The sequence below is a fragment of the Pseudoalteromonas sp. HL-AS1 genome, from assembly GCF_031198785.1.
GTDB classification, from domain to species: domain Bacteria; phylum Pseudomonadota; class Gammaproteobacteria; order Enterobacterales; family Alteromonadaceae; genus Pseudoalteromonas; species Pseudoalteromonas distincta.
On record NZ_CP133569.1, the window covers coordinates 2,521,181 to 2,537,944 of the forward strand.

The following is a 16,764-nucleotide window of genomic DNA, read 5'->3' on the forward strand; positions in this document are numbered from 1 at the left end:
CTTACATACCTAGAAGATCGTTCAAGTGCTATTAACTAATTCTTAAATGATCGGCATTACCCACATTAGTGGGCTTTTTTATAGCTACTTAAATTGGATTTATTGAGTGAGTTTTAAAATCATATCTTGATGAGGTATACCGTCTTCTAGATATTCACTTTTGTAATCTTCAAAGCCAAAGGAGCGGTAAAAATCAAGTAAATAGGTTTGTGCGCCAATATAAATATCTCGTTCAGGCCACCGCTCTTTACAGCACTCTATAGCTTTACTTACAAGTAAAGTGGCGTAGCCTTTGCCACGCGCACTTTTACTTACCAGCACGCGCCCTATTGCGCTGTATTGCTCATTTTTTTCGTAGCATCGCGCATAAGTGTGTAGCCGCCCATTGTCTAATGTATATAAATGCTGAGTATTTAAATCAATATCTACATCATCAAGTTCAGGGTAAGGACACGCCTGCTCTACAACAAATACGTCTACACGTCCTCGCATAATAGTAAAAAGAGTATGCGCATCTAAAGCATTAAACTGCTCACATTTAAATTGCATTTTAAATCCTATAAACAATAAACCCAGCCTAGGCCGGGTTTAATAAAATTATTCACTTGTTAGTTTATATTAAGCAAATAAGCGCTCTAGTTGGTCGCACAACTGCGATAAATTCACGTGGTCATGCTCTATGGTTAAATCTACATAACCATCACCTCTAAAGGCCCTGTCTAGCTCTATAAGCACATGTGTTTTATGTGCCTCTGGTACAAATGACAACTCGATCTCTTGAATGCCAAATAAACTACGGCTATTTGGCTTATATTCAAGTTCCTGATAACAACCCGATAACGATTGAAATGTTGAAGCGCGCAAATGGCCTTTTTCTACATCAGCCTTCATTAAGCTAAAACCTAGCTTTTCCATCGCCTGCATGCACGTTTTAACAGCTTCATTAGGGTAAATATGTAAATGGTCTTTATCGCTCGGATCAAGTGCTAAATCAATATCTAAACCTGTTTCAAGCCACACATGAGATTGATTGTAACCTGCATTAATTTCTGTAATAGGTGTTTCAGAATGAAGGCGTGCTTCAAAAGGAATACTTTTAATTTCGCCCGGCTCAATTGTACCTATATCTGTAATTCGCCATTGGTCAATCACATGATTGGTAAAATAATCGCCATCATCACCTGTCACTTTAACACGGGTCATAAGTAATAAATCTAAGCCTGCAATATCTTGGCTAACATCACCTGCGGTAATGACTATTTGTGCGTTAAAAAGCTGACCAGGTTGTAGGTGTTCAGTCTCTAAAACAGTATCTACTTTTGCAGCACCAATACCTACCGACGCTAAAATCTTTTTAAACATATATTTCTCCTTAAGCTGAGCGGTTCTATTATTTGCTCTCGCTTAAACTTCTTCGTTATCGCATCTTAACCATATTTAAAAGCCAATGTCAGTGAAAAAATGTTATTTACATACTATTTACGATTAAATATATGTTTGATGCGCATTTTTTATACACAGCTAGGCAAGTATTTGATTAGACGCGTTCATTTTTAGGTCTATTTTTATTTTCAATGGTATAAATTTTTCGTTACACTGCAACCCCAAATGAAGTGATATTAAGAATTATGGAACTAATCTATTTTGCCGCCGCGTTTGTGTGTGGCTTTGCTGTTTATCAGTTAAAGCTGCCTCCTCTTATTGGATTTTTATTAGCAGGTTTTGCTTTAAATTTATCAGGTTATAAAAGTACAGAGTTGCTCGATACAATAGCAGCACTTGGCGTAACCCTTCTTCTTTTTAGTATTGGTTTAAAGCTAAAGGTAAACAGTTTAATTAAACCCCAAGTGTGGGCGCCTGCAACATTGCATATTATTTTTAGCAGTGCGCTTTTTAGTGGCTTTATGTTATTGCTTGGTATTTTCGCCATTCCACTGTTTATTGATTTAAGTTGGCAAAGTGCTTTACTGGTTGGGTTTGCGCTTAGTTTTTCAAGTACTGTATTTGCAGTAAAAGTGCTTGAAGAACGCGGAGAAATGGCAAGCCTTCACGGTAAAATAGCCATTGGTATACTAGTCATGCAAGATATCTTTGCAGTTATCTTTTTAGCGATTAGTACAGGTAAAATTCCAAATGTATGGGCAATTGCATTAATAATTGCTCTGCCTTTATTACGACCTGTCATGTATGGCGTATTAAATCGCTCTAAACATGGTGAACTATTACCATTATTTGGTTTTTTCTTTGCTTTAGTTGCTGGTTATCATGCATTTGAATTTGCAGGCCTAAAAGGCGATTTAGGTGCACTCATAATTGGGATGATGTTTGCACCACATAAAAAAGCAGGAGAACTATCAAAATCTCTGCTTAATTTAAAAGACATATTATTAGTCGGTTTTTTCTTAAGTATTGGCTTGAGCGCAGAGCTAACCACTAGCTCATTAATCGTTGCCATTATACTTGTTTTAGTTTTACCGATTAAAATAGCGCTTTATTATGTGTTCACGAATATATTCAAACTACGCGCGCGTACATCATTACTTACCGCCTTTAGTTTATCTAACTACAGTGAATTTGGGTTAATTGTATGTGCAGTAGCAGCTAGCACAGGCATGATCACTTCGGAGTGGCTCGCTGTAATGGCAATTGCTGTTTCCATTACCTTTGTAATTGCCTCGCCGTTAAATAAGCGCTCAAACGAGCTATACGTAAAAATAGAGCACTGGCTATTAAAGTTTGAAAGCAAAACTCGTTTAGCTGAAGAGCTACCTGTTAACCTAAACGATACTAAAATAGTCATTTTTGGTATGGGACGTATTGGTACTGGTGCTTATGAAACAATCAACGCGACTCACCCAAATGTTGTTGCAGGCATAGATATAAAACCTGAAGTGGTAGATAAGCACGTTAACAGAGGCCGCAACGTATTAATTGCTGATGCAACAGATCCTGATTTTTGGCAACGAGTAAATCATTCGCAAGTAGAAATGGTCATGCTTGCAATGCCAAAGCATATGCAAAATATTTTTGCGCTAGAGCAACTACAAGCCTCAGGTTATAAAGGCCAAGTAACAGCTATTGCAAACTACCCTGATCAACAAAAAGAGCTAGAAGAAATGGGTGTTCATTCTACTTATAACTTTTACTTAGAAGCAGGTAGTGGTTTTGCAGAGCACGTTAAACAAGAGCTATTTAACGAATAATCACTTTTTATAACGTCTATAAATAACAAAGCCTTAAAATCATTAAGGCTTTGTTATTAGTTTTTAAATGAAAAGCAATTCTATTTACATTCCTTTACAAGCCATTTCACCACGACCATAAAAAACAGGTAGACTATCCATGTTGGTTAAATAAAACCCCATGTTCTAATAATAACTTAATTAGATCCCAGCTAATTAAAGTTCAACTAGGTTTATATTAATCAACAAAAAATTATTAAATCAGAGGGCCTACTCCCTCGCAAAATAGGCTGTTTCTTGCCCGTCACAGCCTATTTTATATTTCTAAAATCCCTTACACTTACGCAGACTTTAAAACCTAGGTAACTCTTATGGATCCAAAACAATTAAAAATAGCTGTAAATACAACGATGCCTTTTGGGAAATATGCTGGGCGCCCTTTATTATTACTACCAGAACCTTATTTGGTGTGGTTCAAACAGCAGGGATTTCCTAACTCGAAACTTGGTAGCCAACTAGCGATGATGTATGAGGTTAAACTAAATGGCCTTGAGCAAATGTTAATGCCATTACTTGAAAAAAATAAAAAATAATTGAGAACTTTTTTAAATACTTGCGGTCTATTATATTGCTACTTGTTGATTTTGGTTTTTAACCGCAAAAAAAGCGCCTTAGGCGCTTTTTTTATGTCGCGGATTCAAATCTGAAGTGCATAACGTTTAGGCGGCTTTAGCCGCCAAGTGATCCTGCATCAATTTTGCAGGCGTTTCAAATCCAAGTGTCTTCCTCGGACGATTATTAAGTTGCTCAAGTACTGGTATAACTTGCGCTGGTGTTACCGCCTTAAAATCTGTGCTCTTCGGCCAATACTGACGTAGTAATCCATTCGTGTTTTCATTCAATCCGCGCTCCCATGAGTGATAAGGGTGAGCAAAATAAACAGGAACACTTAAAGCCTCTGTGATTTGCTCGTGATAAGCGAACTCTTTTCCATTGTCAGCCGTGATGCTATGAAGCGCTGACCTATATGGCCTTAATAGTTCTATTGTCGCCGCAGTGACGGCTTGTGCTGTTTTTCCTGCCACCTGAGTTGATACAGTGAATTGGGTAACCCGCTCTACAATGGTAACAAGGGCGCCTCGATGACCTTTGCCTATGACGGTATCTATTTCCCAATCTCCGATACGGCCTTTCTCATCAACTATTTGTGGGCGCTCTTCAATGCTAACGCGATTTTTTATTTGCCCTCGGTTTGTTTTACCATGACTGCGCTTGTGATATTTCTTACCGTGTCGGCGCAGATGTAGGTATAACTCACCACCTGCTTTTTTATCTTCCCAGATATACAGATAAATGCATTCATGGCTGACAGACAGTTCACTTTCTTTGCGTAACCATCCCGTTATTTGTTCAGGACTCCACTTCTCATTAAGCTTCTGGGTAATTAAAGCTATCATTTCAGGTGTCATCTTAAGCGGTTTTCTTACACTTCTTCGGCGAAACAAAGCCCGCTCATGAGCCTGTTTGTGTCTGTAACCTCGCTTACCTGTATTTCTAGAAAGCTCTCTTGAAATCGTAGATTGCGATAAATTAGTTAGCTCAGCAATACTTTGTTGCGTAAAACCGCTTTTCTTTAGAACGGCGATCTGGCATCTTTGCGCATAGGTCAGTTGTAAGCGTCTAGCGAACCACACCTAGCATCGATGCTCTGATTATCTAAAAATACCTGCTCAATGATAAATTCGGAGCAGGTGATGAAAACTTACAGAACAAGCGCACAGTGGCAGCAGCTTTTGCTGAAACGCAGTACGTTTAGTGGTACTAATATTGAATTCTGCCAACACCATAATGTCGCTATTACGACTTATTATAAACAACGTGCTTTACTGGCAAAAGACCAGCCTAATTCCACCTTGCCAGTGCACACGCAGTGCCTTACATCATCACGTTTTGTCCAGGTAAAACAAACTACTGAAGTCTGCGCGCAAACTCGTCAAAATACGCTGCAGTTTGATACGCTAACCGGCCAACTCACGTTTCCTATCGATTTAGCGACGGCCGATATCGTTGCCATTATTAAAGGGCTAACGGTATGAGGATGTTCGTTGATGTACCCACCGTCTATTTATGTGCCGATGCCGTTGATTTTCGAAAATCAATTAATGGTCTGGCGGCGTTGGTGGAAGCAGAGCTTGAACTACCCGTGCTCAGTGGTGCGCTATTTGTGTTTTGTAATAAAGGCCGTGACAAACTCAAACTGCTTTACTGGGATAACACCGGTTTTGCACTGTGGTATAAGCGATTAGATAAGCATAAGTTCAAATGGCCCAAACTCATGTCACCCACCATGACCTTAAGCGAGCAGCAATTACACTGGTTATTATCGGGTTATGATGTGATTGGACACAGTAAAATTGATGTCGCAGGTAAGAAAATGCTTTAATATTTGCGATCGATTGATGATCATCAAAGTGAGTTCAGTTAGCACTGCAAAGCCTTTGATGATGCCTTAAAATAGGCGTCATGAAAAATGAACTCGCCCTTAAACAGCGCATTGCTGAACTTGAAAAACTGTTAGCGCAGAAGGATGCCCAGATTGCGGCATTGGAAGAGCGCTGGAGCTTGGCCCAACAAAAACAATTCGGCAAAAGTGCTGAAGGCTTTGCCGGGCAAGGCGAGTTATTCAATGAAGTGGAAGAAATTGTTGAGGAAGTTGAGGCAGAGCAACAATCCATTAGCTATACCCGTAAAAAGCCGGTGCGTAAGCCACTGCCAAAAGACTTACCTCGTGAGCAGGTTATTCACGACATCATCGACAAAACATGTGATTGCTGTGGCGGTGAGCTACATAAAATGGGTGAAGATAAGTCAGAAAAGCTTGAGTTCATACCCGCTAAAATCAAAGTGATTGAGCATATTAGGCCTAAATACGCCTGCCGTCACTGTGATAAATCCTCAACTCAGACACAGATTAAACAAGCCTCAATGCCTGCCATGCCCATCAACAAAGGCATTGCAACCAGCAGTTTGCTCAGTCAGCTTATCACCAGTAAATACCAATACGGGTTACCGCTGTATCGCCAGGAAGCGATGTTTAAGCAATACGGTATTGAACTCAGTCGACAGACCATGAGCAGCTGGATAGACAAATCAGCCACACTCTTCGCGCCATTAGTTGAACGGCTTAAAGCCGAGCTGTTAAGGCAACCCACGCTGTTTGCCGATGAAACGCCATTAAAGGTGGTGAAATCGGACAAAGTAAACAGTTACATGTGGGTGTATTGCTCGGGTCGAGATTCACCAGACCCGAATAATCCCATCCCTAATATCGTACTTTACGACTTCCACAATAGTCGCGCGGCCGCCTGCGTGGTCAATTATCTTGATGGATATCAAGGGTACTTGCACGTGGATGGCTATCAAGCCTATGCCAGAACAGAGGCAACCTTAATTGGCTGCTGGGCGCATGCTCGTCGTAAATTTATCGACGCGAAAAAGCTACAAGGTAAAAACAAAACCGGCAAAGCGGATGTGGTATTGAGCCTTATCCAAAAACTGTACGGCGTTGAGTCACGCATCAAAGATAAAAGTGTGGATGACAAATATACGGCAAGACAAGAGGTTAGCCTGCCTATTCTTAGCAAGCTAAAAATATGGCTTGAGCAGGATCAGCCAAATTTAGTGGGGAACAGCAAACTGATAGAGGCAGCTAATTACCTGGCAAATCAATGGCACAAGCTCATACGCTATGTTGATGATGGCCGACTTAGTATCGATAATAATAGAGCAGAACGCGCGGTAAAACCGTTTGTGATAGGCCGAAAGAATTGGTTATTTAGCCAAACGGCTAACGGTGCCCATGCTAGTGCCACCCTTTACAGCATTGTGGAAACCGCCAAGATAAATGGTCTAATCCCATTTAATTACATCTGTGCTTGCCTTGATGAACTGTGCCAGCCTGAGCCCGATATCGACAGCTTGTTACCCTGGAATTTTAAAACATAGGTGTAGTTCGCTAGACGCTCACGGTCAGTTGTTTGTAATGTCTCATTGTAAAATCTCTTGCCGGAGAAAAAGTAGTTAGCTTATGAGCAACTGACCACTTAATCTAGCCAAAACAAGTTATGCACTTACAATTTGAATCTAGGTGTCTTAAATTTGAGAGGTAAATATACAATAAATTTAGCACCACCTAAGCTTGAGCTTTCTGCTTTACACTCTCCTTGGTGCCACGACACAATTTTAGCAACTATAGCAAGCCCTAAACCAAAGCCACCAGTGTCCTTGCCTCTACTTTTATCTAATCGAGTAAAGGGCTTAAATACGTTTTCTCGCTCAACGGGGTCAATCCCTTCACCATCATCTTCAACAATCAATACGATGTGAGTTGCCTCTTGTAGCAATGAAATTTTGACTTGTTGATGAGTGTATTTGAGCGCATTGCCAATTAAATTTTGAAATACTCGCGCCATAAAGTGGCTATCACAGTAGTAATTTAAATGCTCAGGGAGGTTTATAGAGAGCGTCGTTCTAGCTTCAAAATTTAGCTTTTCAACAGTGGTTTTTACCAGCCCAGCTAAATCGCAGTTTATTGGCTGTAAACTTGGTTGTTGAGAGTCTAATCGCGCGTATTCAAGCATTTCAGAGACTAGTGACTCAAGCTCACTAATGTCTGTTTGCATGTTTGTTAGGTATTTTTCGCCTTTTTCATCAAGCATTTGCTCTTGTAACATTACAATTGCAAACTTTAAACGTGCTAATGGCGTTCTAAATTCATGTGATACCGATGAGGTAAGCTCTTGCTGCGCACTAAGTAAAAACTCAATACGTTGCTGCATTACCTTTAATGTATCTGTTATAGGTAAAAAGAAAGATTTAGAAGAGTCATTTAGTTGAAAGTCTTGCAAACCCTCTACCGCTTCACACGCTTTACGTAGCTTTGCAAAGTCACGCCAGAGTAAAAAGCTCCATAGCCCAACTGGTATACCTACAATAATAAGTAGTAATAAATACGGCCAAACTGAAGATGATTCTTGCGTTAATACACCTACCGGCCCTACTTGAAGTAATGAGTCATTACCGAGATCTACATACCAAACAATTCGTTGTTGCTTATCATACAAATATAAGTAGTGGTTTTGATTTAGCTGCGATTGTTGTTTTTGAGGGAGTATTAAATCACGTCGTTCAATCACTTTACTTTCAAAGTTATGCTTTAGCTTTTTAAGACCATTTGGGGTTTGCGAAAGCAACCACAGTGATTGCCCAAACTCATCGTCTAAGAAGACCTGCTGCTGCGACTCTTCATAGGGCCACAGCTGCTCAATAACACCACTTACAACAAATAATGAAACAATGATATATAAGTATAAGCTGGTAAACAGTTTTCCCATTACAGCCGATTAACCTTAAATAGTTCTAAAGATCCCATGCATCAGAAACAAATAAATAGCCTTGTCCCCATACGGTTTTTATACGATACGGCTTATCACTATTATCGCCTAATTTTTTACGAATTCGTGATACGCGTACATCCACAGTTCTATCAAGTCCGTCGTATTGACGGCCAATCATATGTTGGTGCACATGCTCTCTGCTTAGTACTTCACCCGCATTTGACGCTAATAGCCATAGTAGTTCAAACTCGTGCGAAGTTAATACAATCTCTGAATCACTTAGTTTTACAATACGGCTTGTTTTATCGATGACTAAATCACCAAACTGCAGTTCTTCACTAGATTTTACTATTGGTTGCCCACGTCGAAGTAATGCATTGATCCGCGCTAGTAATACACGTGGCTCTGCTGGTTTTATTACATAATCATCAGCACCAAGTTCTAAACCAAGTACTTGGTCGAAGTCTTCACCTTTAGCAGTCAACATTAAAATTGGTAGAGTAAATTTATCTCTTACTTGGCGGCAAACGCTAAAGCCATCTTTACCTGGCAGCATAACGTCTAGAATCATTAAATCGGGTGTATTGTTTTCTAGGTAATTAAACACTTCGTCACCGCGGTCTAACACTTCGACTTCAAGGCCATTATGTTCAAGGTAATCTTTTGTTAACTGTTGTAAACCGAGATCATCTTCAACAAGTAAAATTTTTGGCATTAGTTGCTCCTAAATTAAAAAAAGCTCCACGGAGAGCGAAGCCTACGCCTATTTTTTTTAGCATGGGCGCTTTGTACTTCAACCTGTGTTTTTGCTATTAACACACCCGTATGAGGATTGATTAAGGAGTATATGGTCTCCACCTGAACACGCGCTTTATAATTAAATTGCCCAGAACGCTGCTGCTGCCAGCATTGAAGTAGTTGTTCTTGTTGATACAAACAGACATCACTATAGGTGTTTAATAGCCATTTAAACTGTAAATTAAGATCGCAAAAATCCTGCTGTTCGGAAACCACGCAGACTTTTGGAGAAACACTAAAAACAGGGGTTTGTGCCACACTAAAACCACTAAAAAAAGTGGTAATAAACACAACTAATATTGAATACTTCATATTAAAAAGTACGATCGAATCCTATAAATGCAGTCATTGAATAAGTACGTTCAAAGAGCGGACTGCCATCCATAGCCGAATAGTCGTAATATGCTACATGAAAACGAAGAGAGTCAGCCTTACTCAGTGGCCAACGGGCGTCGATTTTAGCATAAGGTTGCCAACTACTACCAACGTCTATTTTGCCAAATTGAGTTTCACCCTCATTAAGTCCATAAAAATAGCTATTTAGTTCCGCAGATTTATAGTTTATTCCAAGTGTTGGCTTTATTTTAAGCTTTCCTAGCACAGTATGATATTGCCACTGCAATGCACCGCGTACACCTCGATAAACATCGGTTATATCATGCAGAGCCTGAACTGAAAAAACATGGTCTTCATTTACATAGTGATATGCAATACCCGCATCCAAGGCAATTTGCCGTTTATGCAAATTATCAATATCAGCGTAGCGAGAGGACGAGGCTTCATTTTGCATTACAAACTGATTATTAAGTGCACTACTTTGCAATGCAAATACATTTTTAGGGTGCCAGTCTATAAAAAAGCGAGATTCAGAGTTGAGCTCACTAACTAGATTAAAGTGATGCTTTGGGGATTGTGAAAATGAATAGCCAAGGCGGCCATTATCAAAAAACCATTGCTCTGCATAAAACGCAATTTGTGGAATAAGCACAAGCGGAATATTATCTCCACCATGCAAAGGGTTGGTTATAACTCCAGCCCCAACGCTTAAACTCAAATGCAGACGATCGGTTGTTATATCTTGCTCTGTATAATCGTCAGCATGCTTGCTTGCCTGTGTTGCTTGCACCGAAAGGCAAGCAAACAAAGTGCTAAAACATAGAGCAGTTAATAAGGAGAAGGAATACCGCATCAGCGTACATCAAAGTATTAAATTAAGTAAGTTCCCCATACTAGCAAGGTCTTTTTAAACTAGCTCTAGCTGGTTACAATTATTCACAATTTGTATACGCAAATGTTAACTTTTGTGTTTTTGAAGTGACAAACCCTTCAAATTAGTTATGTGCGTTGGCTAAGCTGGCACTGCTTTGAGAAACTTTGGAAATGAGGGATAACCTCGCAAATGCTTTAATTCAAATAAAATCTGCAGGAAGCCAACTCTAACTACTTTTTTTTATTAACCTTACAAGCTACTAGGTTACCAAAGTTAATAGCGGCTTTAGCCGTAATAAATCAAGCTTCTGATGCTTATTAAATATCAGGGGCTATTTCTATTCGGTTTCGGCCATGTGTTTTTGCGATATATAAGGCTCTATCTGCACGCTCAACTAAAACTGAGCTATTAGTAAATGGACGTAAAATAGCTAAACCAAAACTTGCAGAAATAGCACGTTTAGCTGTTATATCATGCTTTTTACGAATCGCTAATTTCGCAATAGCTAAACGTATACAATCGGCAAACGCTATTATATCGTTAATATTGTCAAAATAAGCTGTTATACAAAACTCTTCGCCACCGTATCTATATATTTGCTGTTTCAGTTGTATTTTCTCTCACTTTTTTGGCAACTAACCTCAACACTTCGTCACCCTTTTGATGACCAAAGTCATCGTTAAAACGTTTAAAGTGATCAATATCAAACATAATTAGTACGGCAAGAGAATCTTCCTGTGCTTTCTCTGAGTATTCAAAACAAAATTTTACGATATCTGAATCAAACTTACCTCGGTTATAAAACCCCGTAAGCGTGTCGGTATCAGCTGCTTCTTTTGAAATATTAAGTGCTTCTTTTAAATCTTTTATTTCGTTGTAAGCAACAGCTAACTTAGTTTGAAATTCTCTAGCATAATCCTGCATAGCAATAGAATCGTCGGTTAAGCGCTCTACACAACCTAATATTTCATTATAAGAATTTACATCAGCAAGCATATTTAATTCATTTTGTGAATCAACTAAACTTGTTGTAAAGCTTTTGGAATGCTCAAGCGTGGTGCTTATATCTTGCTGGACTTGCTCCATAGTTGTATGGAACTTTTCAGTCATTTCTTGAAAGAAAGCCAGATCGTCTTGCGTTAAATGCTTATCAAAAATTTCTTTTGCTTTGTCTTGTGAGCATGTTTGTTGCTCAGCAATAACATGGTCTAATTCAGCATTTAATGAAGGGTTACTCCCTTGAATGTAACAGTACCAAATTGCATAGTTGATAGGCGTAACCGGCATGCGGTATTTTACCATCAAAGGAATCGCCTTTTTAAGGCATTGAGCAGAATGAGCAAGTGATACGGCGTGGTTCATAAATAAACTCTCAAGCGTCATTGTTTTTATTATTAGCACTCAATGTTAAGTAATAGTAAACTCATACGCAACCTATATTAATACTATTTAACTAATTTGCTTGCTCTGTGTGCATATTAAATTGCTTTTGCTTCTAAAGTTTGCGCAATATTCCACAACGCACTGATTGCAGGGTCATTTAACTCTTTTCTTAATACCGCCAAACCGATATCAAACCCTTCAGGTGCTTGCATTTTTGGTGTTAGTATTTGTACCTTATCCTGCAGCGGGCTATTATCTAGCACTATTTTAGGGACCATTGCGACGCCTAGCCCTAAGCTCACCATAGATACCATTGCTTCATGTCCTGCAACTTGGGCGTAGATTTTTCCGTGAATATTATTTTTGCGCCACCAGTGCTCTAACCTTTGGCGAGAAAAACCTTGTTCTGGGACAATAAACTCTAAATCAGACCAATTAATGTCATCACTATTTTGTGTAAGCTTTTGTGTGATCGGACATTGAATTTTTGGGCCAATTAATAAAAGTGGTGAGTGCCCAATATCAACAAAGGCAATTTGCGACGGTAATTTATTAGGCTTAGCTGCAATTGCCATTAATTCGTGGCCATCAAGTACACGATTTATAGCAAGTGCTGGGTCGCCTGTATTTAATGTTATCTCTATGTACTGATGCTGCGCACGAAGTTGTTCTAATATTTGATGTAAAAAACTATAAGATGCAGTTACAGAACAATAAATACTTACTTTGCCGTAAATATGCTGTTGTGGGTCTTTTACATTCGTTTTAAAACGTTGCCAATTAGCAAGCGTTGCCGTTGCGTAATCAATAAAGGACTCCCCCTCACGCGTTAATTTAACGCTTCGGTTATCGCGGATAAACAATGCTACTCCAACTTCTTCTTCCAAATGTTTTATATTTCGGCTCAAAGTGGGTGCGCTTATGTGGCAAAGCTCACTTGCGCGCCCAAAGTGAAGTGTTTTAGCCAACGCTAAAAAGTAGTTTAAGTGCTTATGTTCCATCCAACCCCCTGCATTTCATATTATGAAATACTTTAATTCAAATATATCATTTTACGCAAGCAACGATTTTACATATGGTGTTTGTAAGCGCAGTAAACATTGCGCATCTAACAAACATGACTTTATAGGACACTAACAATGGCGAATTATTTCAATACCTTACCTTTACGCGAGCAATTAGCGCAATTAGCGCAATGTGAATTTATGGACGCAGGCGAATTTGCCGAAGGCGTTGATGCACTTAAAGGTAAAAAACTAGTTATTGTAGGCTGTGGCGCACAAGGTTTAAACCAAGGCTTAAACTTACGTGACTCTGGTTTAGATGTTTCTTACACATTACGCGCATCAGCTATTTCTGAGCGTCGCCAATCATTTTTGAACGCATCTGAAAACGGCTTTACTGTTGGCACTTACGAAGAACTAATCCCCACAGCTGATGTAGTACTTAATTTAACACCAGATAAGCAACATACTGCTGTAGTAAGTGCAATTATGCCGCTTATGAAAAAAGGCTCTACACTTGCCTACTCTCATGGCTTTAATATTGTTGAAGAAGGCATGCAAGTACGTGAAGACATTACTGTAATCATGGTTGCGCCTAAGTGTCCTGGTTCTGAAGTACGTGAAGAATACAAACGCGGTTTTGGTGTACCAACTCTAATTGCTGTTCACCCAGAAAATGACCCTCAAGGTCATGGTTTAGCACAAGCTAAAGCGTATGCAGCAGGGACTGGCGGACACCGTGCAGGTGTACTTAAATCATCATTTATTGCTGAAGTTAAGTCAGACCTAATGGGCGAGCAAACCATTTTATGTGGCATGTTACAAACTGGCTCTATTTTATGTTTTGATAAAATGATAGAAAAAGGCGTTGATGCGGGTTATGCATCAAAACTAATTCAATACGGCTGGGAAGTAATTACCGAAGCACTTAAGTACGGAGGCGTTACAAACATGCTTGACCGCCTTTCAAACCCTGCAAAAGTAAAAGCGTTCGAACTAAGCGAAGAGCTAAAACTAATTATGCGCCCGCTTTATAATAAGCATCAAGATGACATCATCGACGGCACCTTCTCACGCACTATGATGGAAGACTGGAATAACGATGACGTAAACTTACTTAAATGGCGCGCTGAAACAGCAGAGACTAACTTTGAAAAGACCCCTGCTGGCGATGTAGAAATCTCAGAACAGGAATTTTTTGATAACGGTATTTTAATGGTAGCAATGGTAAAAGCAGGTGTTGAACTTGCTTTTGAAACCATGACAGCAGCCGGTATTATTGAAGAGTCAGCTTACTACGAGTCTTTACATGAAACGCCATTAATTGCTAATACTATTGCACGCAAAAAGCTTTTTGAAATGAACCGTACAATTTCTGACACTGCAGAGTATGGATGTTACCTATATAACCATGCATGTTTACCATTACTTGCAGATTTTATGAAAAAAATTGATACAGATGTTATTGGTAAAGGCCTTGGCGAGCACAGTAACCAAGTTGATAACCAAACATTAATTCAAATTAACGCCGCCCTTCGTGAACACCCAGTTGAAAAAGTAGGTGCTAAATTACGTGGCTACATGTCAGCAATGAAAAAGATTGTTTAACCCTAAACGATAAATGTTTCGCTTGTTAGAAACCAAGCCCATATGCTTTGCTTATGGGCTTTTTTATGCATATTCATAAAATTTTAACCATAACACGCTACCTTCTATTTATTTCACAGTAGGCAATATCTAGCTCTAAATAAATAATGTGCTAGTATAGTCCTCTACTCAGTTGTAAAATTAATTAATATCATGACGATACAAAACCTTTCTATTACTCAAAAAATCACAGCTTTAGGCAGTGTTATTGCTATATGCGTAGCGGCACTGATTGGCTTGACCTCTTTATACAGCTCTAAAGACATAATTGAGCAACGTATGATCGAGTCAGAGCTGCCTAGTAAACTGCAAACAATCAGTAATCATATAGGCGGTGAAATTAACGAGTTACTTGGTGCTGCTCAGCAACTATCATCAAACGAATTTGTTTTACAATGGGCTCAGTCTAGTAATCAAGACGACACTTTATTATTAAAAGAATTAAATCGTGTTGCCCAGCAATACGATTTAGCAACAGCATCTTGGGCAAATAGAGACACTGCACAGTACTGGAACCAGAATGGGTTTTTGCGTGTGTTAAAAAATGATGCAGCTGATGGCTGGTTCTTTGCTTTTAAGCAATCAAAACAACCTTATTCTATCAGTATTTATCAAGAGTCAGCCAATGATGTGAAAATGTTTGTAAATCATCAGCAAGCTAATGGTACTGGTTTAGCAGGTCTTGCAAAAAGCATCACTGATATGCAAAAGCTATTACAGCAATTTAAAATTGAGCAAACAGGTTTTGTATTTATTGCAGATAAAAATGGATTAATTCAACTTCATAAAGATGCCAATAAAGTAGCAAAAGCAAATATTGACGATTTATATACTGCAAATATTCACAGCCAACTATTTAATAGTAATGGCTTTGCACTAGAAGAAATTAACTTAAATGGCGAACCAACTCTTATAGCTGCAACCCCAATTAAAAACACTGACTTATATGTTGTAGCTCAAGTACCAAAAAGTGAAGTATTCGCAAGTGTAAACACCCTACAATGGCAAATATTTACTTTTACAGTAATCACCGCGTTAGTTGCTAGCTTGATTAGTTACTTACTTGCTCGCTCTCTTTCATCTCCACTTTCTAAAATGGCTGAGTTATTTTCACGCTTAGGCTCTGGCGATGCAAACTTAGCGTACCGCTTACCAGAATCAAGCCAACCAGAGCTCAACAATTTAAGTAATGGCTTTAACCAGTTTATAAATAAAATAGAAACAGCGATTACTCAAGTTGCCAGTGAAAGCCACGATATTCGCCAAAGTTCTGATCATGTATTTGAACAGGCAAAACGAAACTCGCAAGCAATTGATAATCAAAAAGAGCAAACAATATCTGTCGCAGCAGCTATCAACGAAATGGGCGCTACAGTGCAAGAAATAGCACAAAGCGCAGCGAATACAGCTAAGTTAACCGATAACAGCCGTGAGAACACCATTCAAAGCCACAAACAAGTATTACAAAGCCAGGCAACTATCTCAGCCCTAGCTAGCGATATTGATGGCATAACAGAGCAAGTTACTTTGCTTTCTAAAAAAACGGTTGATATAGCAAGTATTGTGGATTCAATTAGAGGGATATCGGATCAGACTAATCTACTTGCTTTAAACGCGGCAATTGAATCTGCTCGCGCAGGTGAGCACGGCCGAGGCTTTGCTGTTGTTGCTGATGAAGTACGCGCTCTGGCAAACCGTACATCGCAATCAACCACCGAAATTCAATCTATGATTGAAGAGCTTACAAGAATATCTGATGATGTAGTTAATGATATTAGCCAATCAAAAGATAAAGCGCAGCAAAGCGTTGGTGCAATGCAAAGCTCAGTAGAATTACTCGATGCGATAGCCGAAACAGCTAATCAAATAAACGATATGGCTACGCTTATTGCAACTGCAACTGAGCAGCAAAGTAATGTGGTTGCTGATGTAGGTCGTAACATAGAGCAAATAAGTGAAATTAGCGATAAAGCAATGAGCGAGCAAATCAATACAGAGCAAGCTATTCGTGACTTGGCAAACAGCGCTCAAACACTCGATGCACTTGTCGCTACCTTTGAAAAACATCGCTAAGCAGCTATAACTGCTATATTTCCTTTGTGAGCAAAAGCTATATTAAAAGCTAGCTTTTGCCCACAGCGAAT

At 39.2% G+C, this 16,764-nt stretch carries 15 protein-coding genes and 1 pseudogene; 7 read left to right on the plus strand and 9 right to left on the minus strand.

Going from position 1 to position 16,764, the window contains the following annotated elements; genetic code table 11:
- Positions 1-99: 99 nt before the first annotated feature.
- Both RB214_RS11680 and RB214_RS11685 read right to left on the minus strand, forming a co-directional pair.
- The gene (locus tag RB214_RS11680; protein WP_309167051.1) at positions 100-549 is read right to left on the minus strand and encodes a GNAT family N-acetyltransferase; all 450 of its coding nucleotides are present in this window, start codon (positions 547-549) and stop codon (positions 100-102) included.
- 69 nt (positions 550-618) lie between these two features.
- On the minus strand, positions 619-1,362 hold the full coding sequence (locus tag RB214_RS11685) for a sporulation protein (protein WP_309167052.1): 744 nt from the start codon (positions 1,360-1,362) through the stop codon (positions 619-621).
- A gap of 266 nt (positions 1,363-1,628) precedes the next feature.
- Between RB214_RS11685 and RB214_RS11690 the strand changes: the two genes are divergently transcribed.
- Complete coding sequence (locus RB214_RS11690) at positions 1,629-3,203, plus strand: cation:proton antiporter family protein (RefSeq protein ID WP_165742700.1); 1,575 nt, start codon at positions 1,629-1,631, stop codon at positions 3,201-3,203.
- Between the two features lie 350 nt (positions 3,204-3,553).
- Positions 3,554-3,775, plus strand: coding sequence for a DUF3820 family protein (locus tag RB214_RS11695; protein ID WP_024594942.1), 222 nt, complete (start codon positions 3,554-3,556; stop codon positions 3,773-3,775).
- Between the two features lie 126 nt (positions 3,776-3,901).
- Here the strand turns inward: RB214_RS11695 and RB214_RS11700 are convergent, their stop codons facing one another.
- The gene (locus RB214_RS11700; RefSeq protein ID WP_309167057.1) at positions 3,902-4,876 is read right to left on the minus strand and encodes an IS30 family transposase; all 975 of its coding nucleotides are present in this window, start codon (positions 4,874-4,876) and stop codon (positions 3,902-3,904) included.
- Positions 4,877-4,936: 60 nt separating this feature from the next.
- Here RB214_RS11700 and RB214_RS11705 point away from each other — a divergent pair, with 60 nt between their 5' ends.
- From RB214_RS11705 to RB214_RS11715, 3 genes are all read left to right on the plus strand, one after another.
- Positions 4,937-5,278 carry a hypothetical protein gene (locus tag RB214_RS11705; RefSeq protein WP_008467385.1) on the plus strand — a complete coding sequence of 114 codons (342 nt, stop codon included), beginning with the start codon at positions 4,937-4,939 and terminating at the stop codon, positions 5,276-5,278.
- Complete coding sequence (gene tnpB / locus RB214_RS11710) at positions 5,275-5,625, plus strand: IS66 family insertion sequence element accessory protein TnpB (RefSeq protein WP_024604009.1); 351 nt, start codon at positions 5,275-5,277, stop codon at positions 5,623-5,625. Before RB214_RS11705 ends, tnpB begins: the two co-directional genes overlap by 4 nt.
- Before the next feature lie 80 nt (positions 5,626-5,705).
- Positions 5,706-7,187, plus strand: a complete 1,482-nt coding sequence (locus RB214_RS11715; protein ID WP_002963282.1) for an IS66 family transposase — start codon at positions 5,706-5,708, stop codon at positions 7,185-7,187.
- A 125-nt stretch (positions 7,188-7,312) separates the two neighbouring features.
- On the opposite strand, the gene RB214_RS11720 is transcribed toward RB214_RS11715, so the two are convergent.
- From RB214_RS11720 to ilvY, 6 genes and pseudogenes are all read right to left on the minus strand, one after another.
- Positions 7,313-8,575 (minus strand): ATP-binding protein, encoded by a 1,263-nt coding sequence (locus tag RB214_RS11720; RefSeq protein ID WP_309167066.1) that lies wholly within the window; start codon positions 8,573-8,575, stop codon positions 7,313-7,315.
- Between the two features lie 25 nt (positions 8,576-8,600).
- Positions 8,601-9,293, minus strand: a complete 693-nt coding sequence (locus RB214_RS11725; protein WP_004335729.1) for a response regulator — start codon at positions 9,291-9,293, stop codon at positions 8,601-8,603.
- 14 nt (positions 9,294-9,307) lie between these two features.
- The gene (locus tag RB214_RS11730) at positions 9,308-9,688 is read right to left on the minus strand and encodes a DUF3019 domain-containing protein (RefSeq protein WP_207383356.1); all 381 of its coding nucleotides are present in this window, start codon (positions 9,686-9,688) and stop codon (positions 9,308-9,310) included.
- A gap of 1 nt (position 9,689) precedes the next feature.
- Positions 9,690-10,502: a MipA/OmpV family protein gene (locus RB214_RS11735; RefSeq protein WP_182675066.1), complete on the minus strand. Its 813-nt coding sequence runs from the start codon at positions 10,500-10,502 to the stop codon at positions 9,690-9,692.
- Positions 10,503-10,903: 401 nt separating this feature from the next.
- A pseudogene (locus RB214_RS11740) lies at positions 10,904-11,948 on the minus strand (GGDEF domain-containing protein).
- A gap of 116 nt (positions 11,949-12,064) precedes the next feature.
- A complete protein-coding gene (ilvY, locus tag RB214_RS11745; RefSeq protein ID WP_024594947.1) occupies positions 12,065-12,970 on the minus strand; it encodes an HTH-type transcriptional activator IlvY in 906 nt (301 codons plus the stop codon).
- Positions 12,971-13,108: 138 nt separating this feature from the next.
- Here ilvY and ilvC point away from each other — a divergent pair, with 138 nt between their 5' ends.
- Positions 13,109-14,581 carry a ketol-acid reductoisomerase gene (gene ilvC / locus RB214_RS11750; RefSeq protein WP_309167072.1) on the plus strand — a complete coding sequence of 491 codons (1,473 nt, stop codon included), beginning with the start codon at positions 13,109-13,111 and terminating at the stop codon, positions 14,579-14,581.
- 192 nt (positions 14,582-14,773) lie between these two features.
- Positions 14,774-16,693, plus strand: a complete 1,920-nt coding sequence (locus RB214_RS11755) for a methyl-accepting chemotaxis protein (protein ID WP_182715997.1) — start codon at positions 14,774-14,776, stop codon at positions 16,691-16,693.
- Positions 16,694-16,764: the final 71 nt, after the last annotated feature.